The following is a 14,231-nucleotide window of genomic DNA, read 5'->3' as shown; positions in this document are numbered from 1 at the left end:
CGCACCGTCAGCCGGCGGGGAGCAGCTGCGCCGAGCGGGCCGCGACCACCGCGCCGATCAGCCGCACCGCGTCCGCCGCCGGCATCGGGTCGAGGCTGCGACCGTCGCGCAGCCGCAGGGCCACCGCGTCGGCGGCGGCCTCGCGGGCCCCGACCACCCCGACGTACGGCACCCGGCGGCGGGCCGCGTCGCGGACCCGGGCACCCAGCGAACCGCCCGCGTCCACCTCGACCCGCAGCCCGGCGTCGACCGCCCGGCGGGCCACCCGGTCCACCGCGTCGACCTGCCCGGCGTCGACCGGCAGGAGCAGCAGCTGCACCGGGGCGTACCAGGGCGGGAAGGCACCCTCGTGCGCCTCGATCAGATAGGCGAACAGCCGCTCCATGCTCCCGACCAGGCTGCGGTGCACCAGCACCGGTCGTCGTCGGGCACCCGCCGCATCGGTGTACGACAGGTCGAACTTCTCCGGCTTGTCGAAGTCGATCTGCACGGTGGAGATGGTCGACTCCCGGCCTGCCGCGTCGACGATCTGGATGTCGATCTTCGGGCCGTAGAAGGCGGCCTCACCGGGGACCTCCACGTGGTCCACCCCGTCGAGGGCGGCCCGGAGCAGCTCCTCGGCGCGCGCCCAGGACGCGTCGTCCCCGACGTACTTCGCGCCCGGCCCGCGCAGCGACAACCGGAACCCGGCCGGGCGGACGCCGAGCGCCACGTGCGCCTGGCGGATCAGCCGCAGGATCTCCCGCACCTCGTCGCCGACCTGCTCCAGGGTGCAGAAGTTGTGCGCGTCGTTGAGCGAGATGGCCCGCACCCGGGCCAGCCCGCCGAGCACCCCGGACCGTTCCGCCCGGTACATCCCGCCCAGCTCGCCGACGCGCAGCGGTAACTCCCGGTAGGAGCGGCCCCGGGCCCGGTAGACCAGCGCGTGGTGCGGGCAGAGCGCCGGCCGGAGCAGCAACTCGTCGTCGCCCAGCCGCATCGGTGGGAACATCTCGTCGGCGAAGTGGCCGAGGTGCCCGGACAGCGCGAACAACTCGCGCCGGCCCAGCGGTGGCGAGTAGACGTGCTGGTAGCCGGCCCGGCGTTCCAGCTCGCGGACGTACTCCTCGACGGCGTGCCGGGCCGCCGCGCCGGCCGGCAGCCAGATCGGCAGCCCGGCCCCCGCGAGCGGATCGGAGACGAACAGGTCCAGCTCCCGGCCGAGCCTACGGTGGTCGATCATGTCGCGCTCCTTGATCGGGTACGACCCGGAGGCGACCGTGCCCGCGACGCCACGAGGCCCCGGGCGGATCGCCCGGGGCCTCGTCGACGGTGAACGTCAGTGCGGCACGCCGGGATCTCCCGGCGTCGTGGTCACCACAGCACTGCGCATACCGTCACCGTACGAGCCCGGCGACGCCCGGGGCGAACGCTTTACGGCCGACCGGCCTGCGGCGCGCGGTCCCCCCGGCCCCGCGCTGTCCGGCACGGCGCGCGGCGCGGCGCGGTCCGGCGCTGCGGTCCGGCGCTGCGGTCCGGCCCTGCGATCCGCTGCGGCACGGTCAGCGCTTCTCGCAGGCGACCTTGTCCTTGTCCCGGTCCAGGTGGGTGTTCTTCGCGTAGACCGAATCCGACACGGTGAAGTTCGTGACCGGCTTGGTGCTGCCCCGGACCTTGTCCTTCGCGCCCTTCTTGCCCACCCCGTGCTTGTACTTCTTGTTCAGTTCGGTGCAGTTCTTGTACTTCGTCGCCGCCGCCTCGGCCGGGCCGGTCACGACGACGAGGGTGCTGCCGAGCGCCAGGGTCACGGCGAGCGCGCCCCGCACCAGGATGGAAACCATCTACGAGCCTCCGAAAGGAATGTCGGTTGAGCCCGGAACGCTATCCGGGCGACACCGGCGGGTGGGGCGTCGTGTCCCCGGGCCGACAGCCGGTGTGTCCGAACGATGATCACCGGTCGGCCGGTAGCGGCGCGACGCCGCTGTGACGGCCGTGAGACGTCGTACGACCCGCGCGGCCGACCGCCGGGAAGGGGGAGGGTGCCCGGCTCGACCGGGTGCGGGTGACCGGCGCAGCCGGGGCCGGGCCGGCGGCACCGGTCCGACCCGCCGGGTCGTCGCCGCGCGGCTGGGGTCAATCACCGGGTCCGGGCCGGTGACGGCGATACGGTTGGCTCAGTTGCCATCGTCAGAATCGACAGCCGTCATGATCAACGATCATCATCCGTGGCCGGCGCAGAGCGGGGGACCGGACCGGATCCGACGCTCACCGGTGTGGCGTTCCCGCTGGTCAGCACGCGGCTGTCCGGGTTCACCGGGGCGGAGATTAGGAGGGTCGCCGGCACGGGACCTGCCGGCGACCCACGGCGGCCCGCTCGTCAGGAACGGGGGACCCGACGGGTGGGGGGCCGCGTACCCAACGGTACGCCGACGACCGACGATCCGCCGACCCCCTCCGGGCGGCGAGCGGCGAACGGCGGACCGCGAGCGGCAGACGGCAGGCGGCCCTCCCCGCTGCTACCGGTGGCACACGGCGCGCAGTCGCGCGGTCTCCCCAGCAGGCACCGGTGGTGTCCGTGGTCACCACCGGCCGGTCCGGTCGCCGGTGCGGGCGAAGCCACCGGGAGGCTCGGTGCCTGGAATCGGCCCTGACCGGCGAGGTGGCAGTCGTGCCCGAGCTACTCACTGACGTCGCATCGCCCCTGCTGGCGTACCTGCTGCTGATGGGCCTGCTCGTCGCGGACGCCTTCGTGCCGGTCATCCCCACCCAGGCCGTCATGATCACCGGCGGTGCGCTCACCGTGGTGGGTGGGCTGAGCCTGCCGTTGACCATCGGCGTCGGGGCGCTCGGCGTCTTCGTCGGCGACCTCGCCTGCTACCTGCTCGGCCGCAGCGCCCCGGACCGGCGACAGGCCCGGCACGTCGCACCCGGTCGGGCCCGTCGGGTCGCCGGTCGGGTCACCCGGGGGCTGCGCCGCCCCGGACCGCTGACCATCCTGCTCTGCCGGTTCGTGCCCGGCGGCCGGATGGCGGCCTGCTTCTCCGCCGGCCGCAGCCGCTACCCCTACCGGCTGTTCCTCTGCTACGAGGCGCTGGCCGCCGTCGGCTGGGCCAGTTACGGGGCCATGGTGGGCCACCTCGGTGGCACCGCGCTCACCGGATCGGCCTGGCGGTTGGGGCTGGTCGCGGCAGCAGCGGCGGTCGGGTTCGGGGCGGCCGGCTGGACGATGACCCTGCTCAGCGCCCGCGCCGCCAGCCGGGACACCCGCACCGACCTGAGCGCGTCCACATCCCCACCGGCATAAGGTTTGCTTATATTGACGGGGTGTGGGACATCAGACTGCATCCTGAGGTGGACGATGAGCAACGGATCCGACTGGCGTGAGGTCAAAGCCAAGGCCCGCGAGCTGGACCCCTCCTGGGAGGACCCCGAGCGGATCGCCCGGCGCAGCCGGTTCCGCGAAAAGATGCTCGCCTCGGTGAGCGGCGCGCAACTGGCCGAGATCCGCCGGCAGCTCGGCATGACCCAGCAGCAACTCGCCGAAGCATCCGGCCTGTCCCAGGCCAGGATCAGCCAGATCGAGACCGGCGAACACACCAGCCTGGAGACCCTTCGCGCGTACGTCACCGGACTTGGCGGCCAGGTGGACGTGGTCGTCCGCATCGGGAACATCCAACTCAACGTGGCCTGAGATGCCACCGCCGGTCGGCTTGTCGGTCGACCGGCAACGCACGTCAGCCTCCACTGCGGCTGACGTCGCACGGTCGGGCGTCGGTCAGCTGCTCGACCGACGCCCGCCGAGGTCACCGGGTCATTCGAGTTCGTGCAGCATCAGCTGGCGGGCCGCCTCGGTGATCGAACCGGACAGGCTCGGATAGATGGTGATGGTCTGGGCCAACTCGTTGACGGTGAGGTTGTTCTCGATCGCCATCGTGATCGGCAGGATCAGCTCGCTGGCCTTGGGGGCCACCACCACCCCGCCGATCACCTGACCGGTCGACGGACGGCAGAACAGTTTGACGAAGCCGTCGGCCAGGTCGTCCATCTTCGCCCGGGCGTTGCCGGTCAGCGGCAGCATCACCTGACGGGCCAGGGTCCGGCCGGCGTCCGCCTCGTCCTGCGAGACACCCACGGTGGCCAGCTCCGGGTCGGTGAAGACGTTCGCGGCGACGGTCCGCAGCCGCAGCGGCCGGACCGCCTCGCCGAGGGCGTGCCACATCGCGATCCGGCCCTGCATGGCGGCCACGCTGGCCAGCGGCAGCACGCCGGTGCAGTCGCCGGCGGCGTAGATGCCGGGGACGTTGGTACGCGACACCCGGTCGACCGTGACGTAACCGCCCTTGGCCAGCTCGACGCCGTACTCGGCCAGGCCGAGGCCGGCGGTGTTCGGGATCGAGCCGACGGCGATCAGGGCGTGCGAACCGGTCACCACCCGCCCGTCGGAGAGGACCACCTCCACCCCGTCGTCGGTACGCCGGACCGCGTCCGCCCGGGAGTTGTTGAGGATGCTCATGCCCCGGCTGCGGAAGACCTGCTCGATGGCCATCGCCGCGTCGGCGTCCTCGTGCGGCATCACCCGGTCCCGGCTGGAGACCAACGTCACCTCGACCCCCATCGCCTGGTAGGCGCTGGCGAACTCGGCACCGGTGACGCCGGACCCCACCACGATCAGGTGGCTGGGCAACTCGGGCAGGTCGTACACCTGCCGCCAGGTGAGGATGCGCTCCCCGTCGGGCAACGCGGTGGGCAGCTGACGCGGGGTGGCGCCGGTCGCGACCAGCACGGTGGACGCGGCGATCGAGTATTCCTCGCCACCGTCGGTCGGGGTGACGACGACCCGGTGGGTGTGACCCAGGGTGTCCTCGCCGAGTCGGGCGGTGCCCGCGACGAAGGTCACCCCGGCCTTGATCAGCTTGGCGTGGATGTCGGCGGACTGGGCCAGGGCGAGCCGCTTCACCCGCTCGTGCACGGCCCGGGCGTCGACCGTGACCGCCTCCAGGCCGTCGGAGTGGATGCCGAACGCCTCGGTGTCCCGGTAGCCGGTCACCACCTCCGAGCTGGCGATGAAGGTCTTCGACGGGACACAGTCGGAGAGTACGCAGGCACCTCCGGCGCCGTCGGCCTCCACCACGGTGACGTCGGCGTCCAGCTGGGCGGCGACCAGGGCCGCCTCGTAGCCGGCCGGCCCCCCGCCGATGATCACGATGTGGCTCACAGCCCTCGCCCTCTCTCGGTGTTCACAGTGACTTTCTTCTCCCGAACCCGTGCGACACGCACCGTCGTATTCTCCCCCACCCGTCTGCCGGGCTATCGTCATCGCCGTGCGTCACTACGCGGCCTACGGCTCAAACCTGGACCCTGCCCGGATGCGTGCCTACTGTCCGCATTCGCCGATGGTGGGCGTCGGCTGGCTGGAGGGGTGGCGGCTGACCTTCGCGGGCGAGGACGTGATCGGCTGGGAGGGGTCCGTCAGCACCGTGGTCGAGTCCCCGGGCGACCGGGTCTTCGTGGCGCTCTACGACATCGACCCGTACGACGCCGCCCAGCTCGACGAGTTGGAGGGCGTCACCGCCGGCACGTACCGCAAACTCACCGTGCGGGTCTTGACGCTGGACGGTGACGTGACCGCCTGGGTGTACGTCTTCGACGGCTACGAGGGCGGCCTGCCGACCGCCTGGTACCTGTCGGAGATCGCCAACGCCGCCGAGAAGGCGGGCGCACCCGACGACTACGTCTCCGAGCTGCGGTCCCGCCCCACCGGCACCGCCTCGGCGTAACGCGTGTCGCACCCGTCCAGTGTGCTACCGGCGTCGCTGACGCCCGACGGCGACCCCGTCGGGCGTCAGCTCCGGCACACACCGGGCCGGCCGGGACAGCCGGGCACGCACCGGGGCGGCCGGCGCGTGCCGGGCCGGTCAGGTGGCGGGCACGCTCCGCTCGTACAGATCGATCCAGCGGGTCTCGCGTAGCCCCACCGCGCGGTAGAGGGTGACCGGCGTCGTGGGGTTGGCCAGGTCGAACCCCAGCCCGGCGTGACCCCGGCCCTTGGCCGCGTAGACGGCGAACGCCCGCCGCAGCAGCGCCGCCCCCACCCCGCGCCGCCGGTACGCGGGCAGCACCGACAGCGTGCGCACCCAGCCCATGTCCTGTTCCAGCGCCTGGTCGGACGAGTTGAGCGCGCCCGCCGGCTCGCCGTCGACCTCGGCGAGGAACCACTCGTCCCAGACCCGCCCGCCGTCGGTGAGCCGGTCCCGCCAGCCCTCGAAGCCGATCGGCTCGTAGTCCGGGGTGTCCCGGAACGCCGTGTCGTGGATCCGGTGGAACAACCGTAGGTCGGCCTCGTCGTCGGGGCGCAGCGGCCGGACGGTCACCCCGGGTGGAGGTGGCGGCTCGGCGGGCAGGTCGGCCAGCGACCGGCTCATCCGCAGGTACCGTTTGGCCCGGGTGAAACCGGCGGCGGTCAGCTCACCGGCCCAGCGGGTCTCCGGCGGGCAGGCGGCGGCGCGGACGGTCAGCGCGGGCCGGCCCCGCTCGGTGGCGCGTTCGGCGATCCGGCGCAGCATCCGGTCGAGCAGCACGGCCCGCTGCTCCGTCGCGCGCTCCGGATCGACGAAGACGTCGAGGTATTCGCGGCCCACCCCGGTCGGGTTGTCGACAAGGGTCCAGCCGACCACCTGCTGATCAGGATCGGTCAGGACCCAGGAGTCGTGCTGCGGGTCGAAGAACGGCGCGGTCAGCGCGGCCCGGACGTCGTCGGCGTCGAAGTCGGGGTGGCCGATGGCGAACGTGTCGGCGGCGTGCACCACGGCGAGCAGCGCGGGCACGTCGTCCAGGGTGGGGCGGCGGGCGGTCCAGCCGGCGGGGAGCGTCACGCCGCAGATCCTGGCAGCCAGGGCACCACCCCGCCGCTGATTTTTCGGGTCGCCGACCGGTCGCACCGAACTGCCGCTCGCACCGGGCCGGGCCGGACCGGGCTGGGACCGGCCGCACCGCACCGGGCCGGCTGGGACCGGCCGCACCGGGCCGCGCCGGGACCGGCCGCACCGGGCCGCGCCGGGACCGGTCGCGCCGGGCCGGCCGGGATCGGTCAGCCGTCCGCTTCGGCGCGGAGCCGGGCCCGCACGTCGGTGAGCAACTCGATCAGCTCCCGGCCCTCGGCCGGGGGGAGCGCCCGGAACCCGGCCGAGGCCAACCGGTCGGTCACCGCCTCGGCCCAGAGCCGACGCCGCACCAACGGCCCGACCGGCGGGTACGGCGGAGACCACCCGCACGCCGCCGCCCCGGCCTCCCCCTCCGGCCCGGCCAGTACGGCCTCCAGCGGTGTCATCCCGGCCGCCCGCACCGCCAGCAGGTAGGCCCCGACGAAGTGTTCCCGCAACAGCAGCAGTGCCACGGCAGCGCGGGCCCCCTCGGTGTGCTCGGGCAGCGGCATGGCCCGCCAGGCCGCGAAGAGCGGCATGCCGGTCGCGTCGGCGGCGGCCACCACCCGTTCCAGCAGGGCCGTCAGCCGGGGTGTGTCGGGCAGGTCGTCGAGGTGCTGGGCACCCCACCGGCAGCACTCGGTCAGGTTCGCGGTGGCCACCTCCAACGGTCGGACCACCCGCACGGCGGTGTCCCACCCGTCGGCGACGGCCTCCGGGGCGAGGAACCCCAGCGCCGCCGCCACCGTCTCGGCGCGGATGTCACCCAACGCGCCGGCCCGCCCGGTGACATAGAACGCCCAGCCGGGAATGCCCATCGTCCTGGCCCGCCGCAGGGTCCCCGGGCAGCGGCTGAACAGCTCCCCCAGCTCCAGCACGGCGGGTTTGCTGCCGGCGGCGACCTGTTCCGGCGTCATCCCGACCGCCCGATGCACGCATTCATCGTGTTCAGTCTGCCCCCTCAGCGTCCGCCGTGGGGTCCGCCTCCTCGGCGTCCGCCGCCTCGATCACCCCCTCGACCTCCCCGGTGCGGCGGCGGGCGGCGGTGAGTGCCCGCTCAGCCGCCCGACGGGCCAGTTTGGCCCGGCTCAGCTCCTGTTCGGCGGCGGCCCGGCGGCGTTCCAGTTCGGCCAGTTCCCCCTCGATCCGGTCGAGCGCGTCGGCACCCGCCCGCTCGGCCGTTGCCGCACCGTCCAGGTCCTGCTCCGCCTGCCGCTGGGCGGCCCGTGCCGCCGCCAACTCCCGGTCCAACGCGCGGCGACGCCTGGCCCGTTCGGCCTGGGCGGCCCGCGCCGCCACCCGCTCGTCACGGGCCCGTCGCGCACCGCCCCGGTCCGCCTCCCGCGCCGGTACGCGGCCAGCCGCCGCCCCGGCACCACCGGCCGCCGTCCCACCCCCGGCCGCCCGCGCGCCACCACCAGCCGCCGCCCTGCCACCGGTCGCCTCCTCGGCGACGCCGCCGGTGACCAGCCGCAGCTGGGGGCGGGGCACCTCGCCGAACCCGGAGTGGTGCACCGCCCGCAGCAGCCGTCCGGACCGGACCTGCCCGGCCACCCCGGTGTCGGCGAGCGCGGCGTGCAGGGTGGCCTCGACCTCGGCCAGTGGTAGTCGGGTGGCCGGCGGTGCGTCGGGAATGTCGGCGACGATCCGGCGTACCTCGGTGACCAGCGCGGCGACCAGTTCCCGCCGCTGGGCGGACAACTCCCGCAGCCGGGCACCCTCGAGATCGCGTTGGGCGGTGCGCAGCGCCTCGGCCAGCGGCCCGAGGTCGGCGACCAGCTCGGGCCGGTCCAGGGCGAGCAGGTTCACCAGCCAGGCCGCCACCGTGGGCCGCTTCCATCCGGCGATCCGCCGGGCGGTGGCGACGTCCCCGACCCGGCGGGCCTCGGCGACGGCGGCGTCCCGGGCGGCCACGAACCGGTCGGGCGGGGTGCGGTAGAGCTGCCGGGCCAGCGTGGACTCGTCGACGGCCACGGCTCAGGCGTCGATCCGGCTGCCCGGCTCCAGCCGCTGGTAGTCGGTGCGGGACAGCGCGGTGTACTGCCGGTCGAGCACGCCGTACCCGTTGTCGTTGAGCAGCGCGTCGTGCAGGGCGTACGCCCGGCGCGGGGCGACCGCCCGGATGAAGTCGACCACCTCGGAGAACTTCGACCAGGGTGCGTGGATCGGGGCGAAGAGCGTGTCCACCTCGACCCCCTCGGGGACGTACAGCGCGTCGCCGGGGTGGTAGACCGTGCCGTCGATCAGGTAACCGATGTTGTCCACCACCGGGATGTCGGGGTGGATCACGGCGTGCCGGCCACCGACGGCGCTCACCGGGATGCCGGCGGCGGTGAACGTGTCACCCGGGGTGACCGGGGTGAGGGCCGCCGCGGCGTCGCCGAGGACGGCACCGAGCGCCGCCGGGCCGTACACCGGGACGGGTTCCCGGTCCAGCCGGCGGGCGAGCGCCGCCGTGTCGAGGTGGTCGGGGTGTTCGTGGGTGACCAGCACCGCGTCCGCCCCGTCCAGCGCCGCCGCCTCGCTGAACACGCCCGGATCGACGACCAGCACCGCCCCGTCGCGTTCGATGCGCAGACAGGAGTGCGAGAACTTGGTGAGCCGCATCGTGACTCCTCGCTTATCGAATCGTGATGTCCTCAGCGCAGTCTGCCGGAACCGGGGCGGCCGTGCGCCGCGTCCGAGCTATCGCCCCGGAACCGGGGGACGGACGACGACGGGAGCGGGGATGACACTGGGGACAGCGGCCGGTGGGGCACGGGCCCTGGCGGCGATCGGGTTGGCGGCGCTGCTGCTGGCCGGGTGCGGGGCGGGCGACCGCGACGGCAGTTCGGCCGGTTCCGCGCCGCAGGAGAAGGCGCCGGCGCAGGGGGCACCGGGCGGCGCGGCGCCGGACCGCGACGCGGCGAACGGACAGGCCGGTACGGGCGCGGCCGACCTGCGGGTCGACCAGCGCGCGATCATCTACACCGGAACGATGCGGGTGCAGGTGGACGACGTGGAGGCTGCCGCCCGGCGGGCGGTGGACGCGGTCACCGCCACCGGCGGGTTCGTCGGCGGCGACCAGCGTCGCAGTGTCGACGCGTCCGCCCAGGCGGAGCTGCAACTGCGGGTGCCGGCGGCGAAGTTCACCGCGCTCGTCGACGAGTTGGCCACCTACGGTCGGCAGCAGCGCCGGGAGATCCGTACCCAGGACGTCACCGAGGAGACCGTCGACCTGGACGCCCGGATCGTCACCCAGCGGGCCCGGGTGGACAGCGCCCGCCGGCTGCTGGCCCGGGCCGACACGGTGGCGGAGCTGGTCTCGTTGGAGAACGAGGTGACCCGCCGGGAGGCGGACCTGGCCTCGCTGGAGGCGAAGAAGCGTCGGCTGGCCGACCTGACCGCGCTCTCCACGATCACGGTGACCTTCGTCGGCCGGGACGCCTCGACGGCCGACGACGAACCGGCGGACCGGACCGGGTTCATGGTGGGCCTGCGCGGCGGCTGGACCGTCTTCCTCGCCTCGATGGGCGTACTGCTCACTGTGCTCGGGGCGCTGCTGCCCTGGCTGCTGATCATCGGGGTGCCCGTGACGGCGCTCGTGGTGGTGCTGCGGCGGCGGGGCCGGCGGCGGCAGCCCCCGCCGCCGGCGGGGCCGGTCGGCGGGGGACGCGCACCGATGCCTGGTGGACCGGGCGGCGGGGGTCACCCGCCGGCTCCTACCGGGCCGCCGCCAGTGCCCGCAGCGCGGTCTGCACCATGACGCGCACGCCGACCGGGATGGCCCGCTCGTCGACGTCGAAGGACGCCCGGTGCAGGTCCATGGTGGGGCCCCCGGCGCGGCCCACGCCGAGCCGGGCCAGCGCACCGGGGACGTGTTCGAGATACCAGGAGAAGTCCTCGCCGCCCATGCTCTGCGGGGTTTCCGCGATCCCCTCCGGGCCGAGCGCGGCGGCGGTGGCGGCGGTGAGGATGCCGATGGCGCGGGCGTCGTTGCTGACGGGTGGCCGGCCGCGCAGGTATTCCAGGTCGACGGTGGCGCCGGTGGGCGCGAGGACGTCCCGGACGACCTGAGCGACGATCTCCGGGGCCCGTTCCCAGGTGTCGCGGTCCATCACCCGCAGGGTGCCGGCCGCGCACGCCTCGGACGGGATGACGTTGTACCGGGTGCCGGCCGAGGCGTGGCCGAACACCAGCAGCAGCCCGCTGTTGGCCGGCACCCGGCGGGTGACCAGGGCCGGGACCTCGGTGACCAGCCGGCCGAGCGCGTCGACCAGGTCGACGGTCAGGTGGGGGCGGGCGGTGTGCCCGCCCGGCCCGGTGAGCTTGACGGTGACGTTGTCGGCCGCCGCGGTGATCGGACCGACCCGCAACCCCACCCGGCCCACCGGCTGGTTGGGGTCACAGTGCAGGGCGAAGATCTGCACCACGTCGTCCAGGCCGCCGGCCTCGATGACCTCCAGGGAGCCGCAGGGCAGGATCTCCTCCGCCGGCTGGAAGATCATCCGGACCCGGCCGTCGAGCTGGCCGGCGTCGGCGAGCTGGGCCAGCAGCATGCCGACGCCGAGCAGCACGGCCGTGTGCACGTCATGGCCGCAGGCGTGGCACACACCGTCCACCGTGGACCGGTAGGAGACGTCCTTGACGTCGGTCAGCGGCAGGGCGTCGATGTCGGCGCGGAGCGCCACGACCGGGCCGTCGGGCCGCCCGTCGATGTCGCAGATCACCCCGTTGCCCTTGGGCAGCAGTCGGGGATGCAGCCCGGCGAGGGTGAGTTCCCGGGCGATCAGCGCCGCCGTCTCGAACTCCTCACCGGAGAGTTCCGGGTGGGAGTGGAGGTGGCGGCGGGTGGCGATCAGGCCGGGTACCCGCAGCGCGAGCAGGTGATCCAGATCGTGGGGCAGGGGCTGGGACCCGGACGGCGCCTCCGCCCAGGACGACGCCAGCTGGCTGCCGTTCGGCAGCGTCAACGCACTCGTCACGTCGAATTCTCGATCACTAGAAATGGATGGATCATCGGGGAGGACAGCAGACAGCCTAGACCTCCGACGGTGACGCTGCGCAACCTCGTTACGGTAGTGATCGGAGCGCACAGCGTCACGTAAGCCCTGGTGGGAGGGGTCAAATATCTGCGGGACAGCAGGTAGATCGCGGTCGGACGCCGTCATCTGCCCCCCACCTCCTACAACGCGTAACCGATTGGGCGGTCGCGAAATCGGCGTCGATCCGGGGCCGTCGTACCCGAATTGTCGCATTGGTCGCCCCGGTCGACCGCCGGTCCGACAATTAGCCGACGCCGCCGGGTGAACAGCCGGTGCCCGACGGTGACACGGCGTCTCCGGGCCCGCGCGGACATGCTGTCCGCCCCGTCCACCCGTCCGGGTTTACCCACGAACCCCGCACCGCACGCCCCGGCCACCCGAGCCGCCCCGCCGCCTGCCGGGCCGACCTGGCACACCACCGCAGGCTGTCACCGACGGTAGCCCCGGGCGCGTCGGCCTGGCGACCCCTAGCGGCCCAGACCGGACGACGACGGCGACCCCTGCCGGCAGCGGACTGCCGGCGGAGGTCGCCGTGCGGATCAACGTGGGGCTCGGCCCACCCGCCGGGTCGCGGGCGGCACACCGGCCGGGACCGCAGCGGTCGGACCGGGGTCAGAAACGGTCGCTCGGGCGGTACGTCCCCCAGACCTGGCGCAGCAGCCCGCAGACCTCACCCACCGTGGCCCGGGCCCGCAGCGCCTCCTTCATCGGGTAGAGCACGTTCTCGTCCCCCTCGGCGGCGGCCCGCAGCTCGGCCAGCGCCCGCTCGACCGCCCCGGCGTCCCGCTCGGCCCGCAGCCGGGCCAGCCGTTCCGCCTGGGTCGCCTCGATCGTCGGGTCCACCCGCAGCGGCTCGTACGGCTCCTCGGTGTCGATCTGGAAGCGGTTCAACCCGACCACCACCCGCTCCCCCGCGTCGATCTGCTGGGCGAACCGGTAGGCCGACTGCTCGATCTCCCGCTTCTGGAACCCGGCCTCGATCGCGTCCACCGCCGAACCGTGGTCGAAGACCCGGTCCATCAGGTCGTTGACCGCCGCCTCGATCTCGGCGGTCATCGCCTCCACCACGTACGACCCGGCGAACGGGTCGACGGTGGCGGTCAGGTCCGTCTCGTACGCCAGCACCTGCTGGGTACGCAGCGCCAGCCGGGCGGCCTTCTCGGTGGGCAGCGCGATCGCCTCGTCGAAGCTGTTGGTGTGCAGCGACTGGGTGCCGCCGAGCACCGCGGCGAGCCCCTGCACCGCCACCCGGACCAGGTTCACCTCGGGCTGCTGGGCGGTCAGCTGCACCCCCGCCGTCTGGGTGTGGAACCGCAGCATCATCGACTTCGGGTCCTTCGCGCCGAAGTCGTCACGCAGCAGCCGGGCCCAGATCCGCCGGGCGGCGCGGAACTTCGCGACCTCCTCCAGCAGGGTGGTACGGGCCACGAAGAAGAACGACAACCGGGGGGCGAAATCGTCGACCGCCAGCCCGGCAGCCAGCGCCGCCCGGACGTACTCGACCCCGTTGGCCAGGGTGAACGCGATCTCCTGCGCGGGCGTCGCCCCGGCCTCCGCCATGTGGTAGCCGGAGATGGAGATGGTGTTCCACTTCGGCACCTCCTTGCGGCAGTACGCGAAGGTGTCGGCGACCAGCCGCAGCGACGGCTTCGGCGGGAAGATGTACGTCCCCCGGGCGATGTACTCCTTGAGGATGTCGTTCTGGATGGTGCCGTTGAGCGCCGAGCCGGACAGGCCGTTCTCCTCGGCGACGAGCTGGTAGAGCAGCAGCAGCACCGAGCCGGGCGCGTTGATGGTCATCGAGGTGGAGACCTTGTCCAGCGGGATGCCGGCGAAGAGCAGCCGCATGTCCTCGATGGAGTCGATCGCCACCCCGACCTTGCCCACCTCGCCGCTCGCGATGGCGTCGTCGGAGTCGTACCCCATCTGGGTGGGCAGGTCGAAGGCGACCGACAGGCCCATCGTGCCGGCCTTCAGCAGCTGGTGGTAGCGCGCGTTGGACTCGGTGGCGGTGCCGAAGCCGGCGTACTGGCGCATCGTCCACGGCCGGGAGGTGTACATCGTCGGGTAGACCCCCCGGGCGTACGGGTACTGGCCCGGTTCGCCGAGGCGGGAGTCCAGCTCCGGGGGGAGGTCCGCAGCCGTGTAGACGCCCTTGATGGGGAACCCCGACTCGCTCGCCCGCGCTTCACTCATCCAGGGATGGTAGGACGCGCGGCGGCATCGGTGGGGTGAGGGATGGCGCACATCTCGGTTCGGCATCGGTCGACGGCAGGTGAACGGCCAGGTACACACCGTTCGGCATGGC

The 14,231-nt window shown here is 73.5% G+C and carries 13 protein-coding genes; 4 read left to right on the top strand and 9 right to left on the bottom strand.

Translation table 11 applies throughout. The annotated features are described in order from the left end of the window. Positions 1–7: 7 nt before the first annotated feature. Positions 8–1,222, bottom strand: a complete 1,215-nt coding sequence (gene thrS / locus AB0K25_RS18030; protein ID WP_363821246.1) for a threonine--tRNA ligase — start codon at positions 1,220–1,222, stop codon at positions 8–10. A gap of 319 nt (positions 1,223–1,541) precedes the next feature. Further along, positions 1,542–1,820, bottom strand: a complete 279-nt coding sequence (locus AB0K25_RS18025) for an excalibur calcium-binding domain-containing protein (protein WP_208568609.1) — start codon at positions 1,818–1,820, stop codon at positions 1,542–1,544. An 827-nt stretch (positions 1,821–2,647) separates the two neighbouring features. On the opposite strand from AB0K25_RS18025, the gene AB0K25_RS18020 reads away from it, so the two are divergent. Beyond that, the gene (locus AB0K25_RS18020; RefSeq protein ID WP_219467023.1) at positions 2,648–3,283 is read left to right on the top strand and encodes a DedA family protein; all 636 of its coding nucleotides are present in this window, start codon (positions 2,648–2,650) and stop codon (positions 3,281–3,283) included. A 54-nt stretch (positions 3,284–3,337) separates the two neighbouring features. Next, positions 3,338–3,670 carry a helix-turn-helix transcriptional regulator gene (locus tag AB0K25_RS18015; RefSeq protein WP_219467021.1) on the top strand — a complete coding sequence of 111 codons (333 nt, stop codon included), beginning with the start codon at positions 3,338–3,340 and terminating at the stop codon, positions 3,668–3,670. Positions 3,671–3,790: 120 nt separating this feature from the next. Here the strand turns inward: AB0K25_RS18015 and AB0K25_RS18010 are convergent, their stop codons facing one another. Continuing rightward, the gene (locus AB0K25_RS18010; protein WP_219467012.1) at positions 3,791–5,194 is read right to left on the bottom strand and encodes an NAD(P)H-quinone dehydrogenase; all 1,404 of its coding nucleotides are present in this window, start codon (positions 5,192–5,194) and stop codon (positions 3,791–3,793) included. Positions 5,195–5,300: 106 nt separating this feature from the next. On the opposite strand from AB0K25_RS18010, the gene AB0K25_RS18005 reads away from it, so the two are divergent. Beyond that, positions 5,301–5,756, top strand: coding sequence for a gamma-glutamylcyclotransferase (locus AB0K25_RS18005; protein WP_208568612.1), 456 nt, complete (start codon positions 5,301–5,303; stop codon positions 5,754–5,756). A 138-nt stretch (positions 5,757–5,894) separates the two neighbouring features. On the opposite strand, the gene AB0K25_RS18000 is transcribed toward AB0K25_RS18005, so the two are convergent. From AB0K25_RS18000 to AB0K25_RS17985, 4 genes are all read right to left on the bottom strand, one after another. Further along, positions 5,895–6,851, bottom strand: a complete 957-nt coding sequence (locus tag AB0K25_RS18000; protein WP_208568613.1) for a GNAT family N-acetyltransferase — start codon at positions 6,849–6,851, stop codon at positions 5,895–5,897. 215 nt (positions 6,852–7,066) lie between these two features. Next, positions 7,067–7,816 (bottom strand): hypothetical protein, encoded by a 750-nt coding sequence (locus AB0K25_RS17995; RefSeq protein ID WP_208568668.1) that lies wholly within the window; start codon positions 7,814–7,816, stop codon positions 7,067–7,069. A 31-nt stretch (positions 7,817–7,847) separates the two neighbouring features. Further along, the gene (locus AB0K25_RS17990) at positions 7,848–8,873 is read right to left on the bottom strand and encodes a hypothetical protein (protein WP_363821241.1); all 1,026 of its coding nucleotides are present in this window, start codon (positions 8,871–8,873) and stop codon (positions 7,848–7,850) included. 3 nt (positions 8,874–8,876) lie between these two features. Beyond that, on the bottom strand, positions 8,877–9,506 hold the full coding sequence (locus AB0K25_RS17985) for an MBL fold metallo-hydrolase (RefSeq protein ID WP_219467010.1): 630 nt from the start codon (positions 9,504–9,506) through the stop codon (positions 8,877–8,879). Positions 9,507–9,627: 121 nt separating this feature from the next. Here AB0K25_RS17985 and AB0K25_RS17980 point away from each other — a divergent pair, with 121 nt between their 5' ends. Further along, positions 9,628–10,644 carry a DUF4349 domain-containing protein gene (locus AB0K25_RS17980; protein WP_219467009.1) on the top strand — a complete coding sequence of 339 codons (1,017 nt, stop codon included), beginning with the start codon at positions 9,628–9,630 and terminating at the stop codon, positions 10,642–10,644. Here the strand turns inward: AB0K25_RS17980 and AB0K25_RS17975 are convergent. Together AB0K25_RS17975 and AB0K25_RS17970 are read right to left on the bottom strand one after the other, a co-directional pair. Further along, positions 10,601–11,863: an amidohydrolase gene (locus AB0K25_RS17975; RefSeq protein ID WP_208568617.1), complete on the bottom strand. Its 1,263-nt coding sequence runs from the start codon at positions 11,861–11,863 to the stop codon at positions 10,601–10,603. The genes AB0K25_RS17980 and AB0K25_RS17975 overlap by 44 nt on opposite strands. Positions 11,864–12,535: 672 nt before the next feature. Continuing rightward, the gene (locus AB0K25_RS17970) at positions 12,536–14,119 is read right to left on the bottom strand and encodes a methylmalonyl-CoA mutase family protein (protein WP_219467006.1); all 1,584 of its coding nucleotides are present in this window, start codon (positions 14,117–14,119) and stop codon (positions 12,536–12,538) included. Positions 14,120–14,231 lie beyond the last annotated feature (112 nt).

Source organism: Micromonospora sp. NPDC049257 (assembly GCF_040678915.1).
Taxonomy (GTDB): Bacteria; Actinomycetota; Actinomycetes; order Mycobacteriales; family Micromonosporaceae; genus Micromonospora; species Micromonospora antibiotica.
This window is presented reverse-complemented; position numbering and strand designations above follow the sequence as displayed.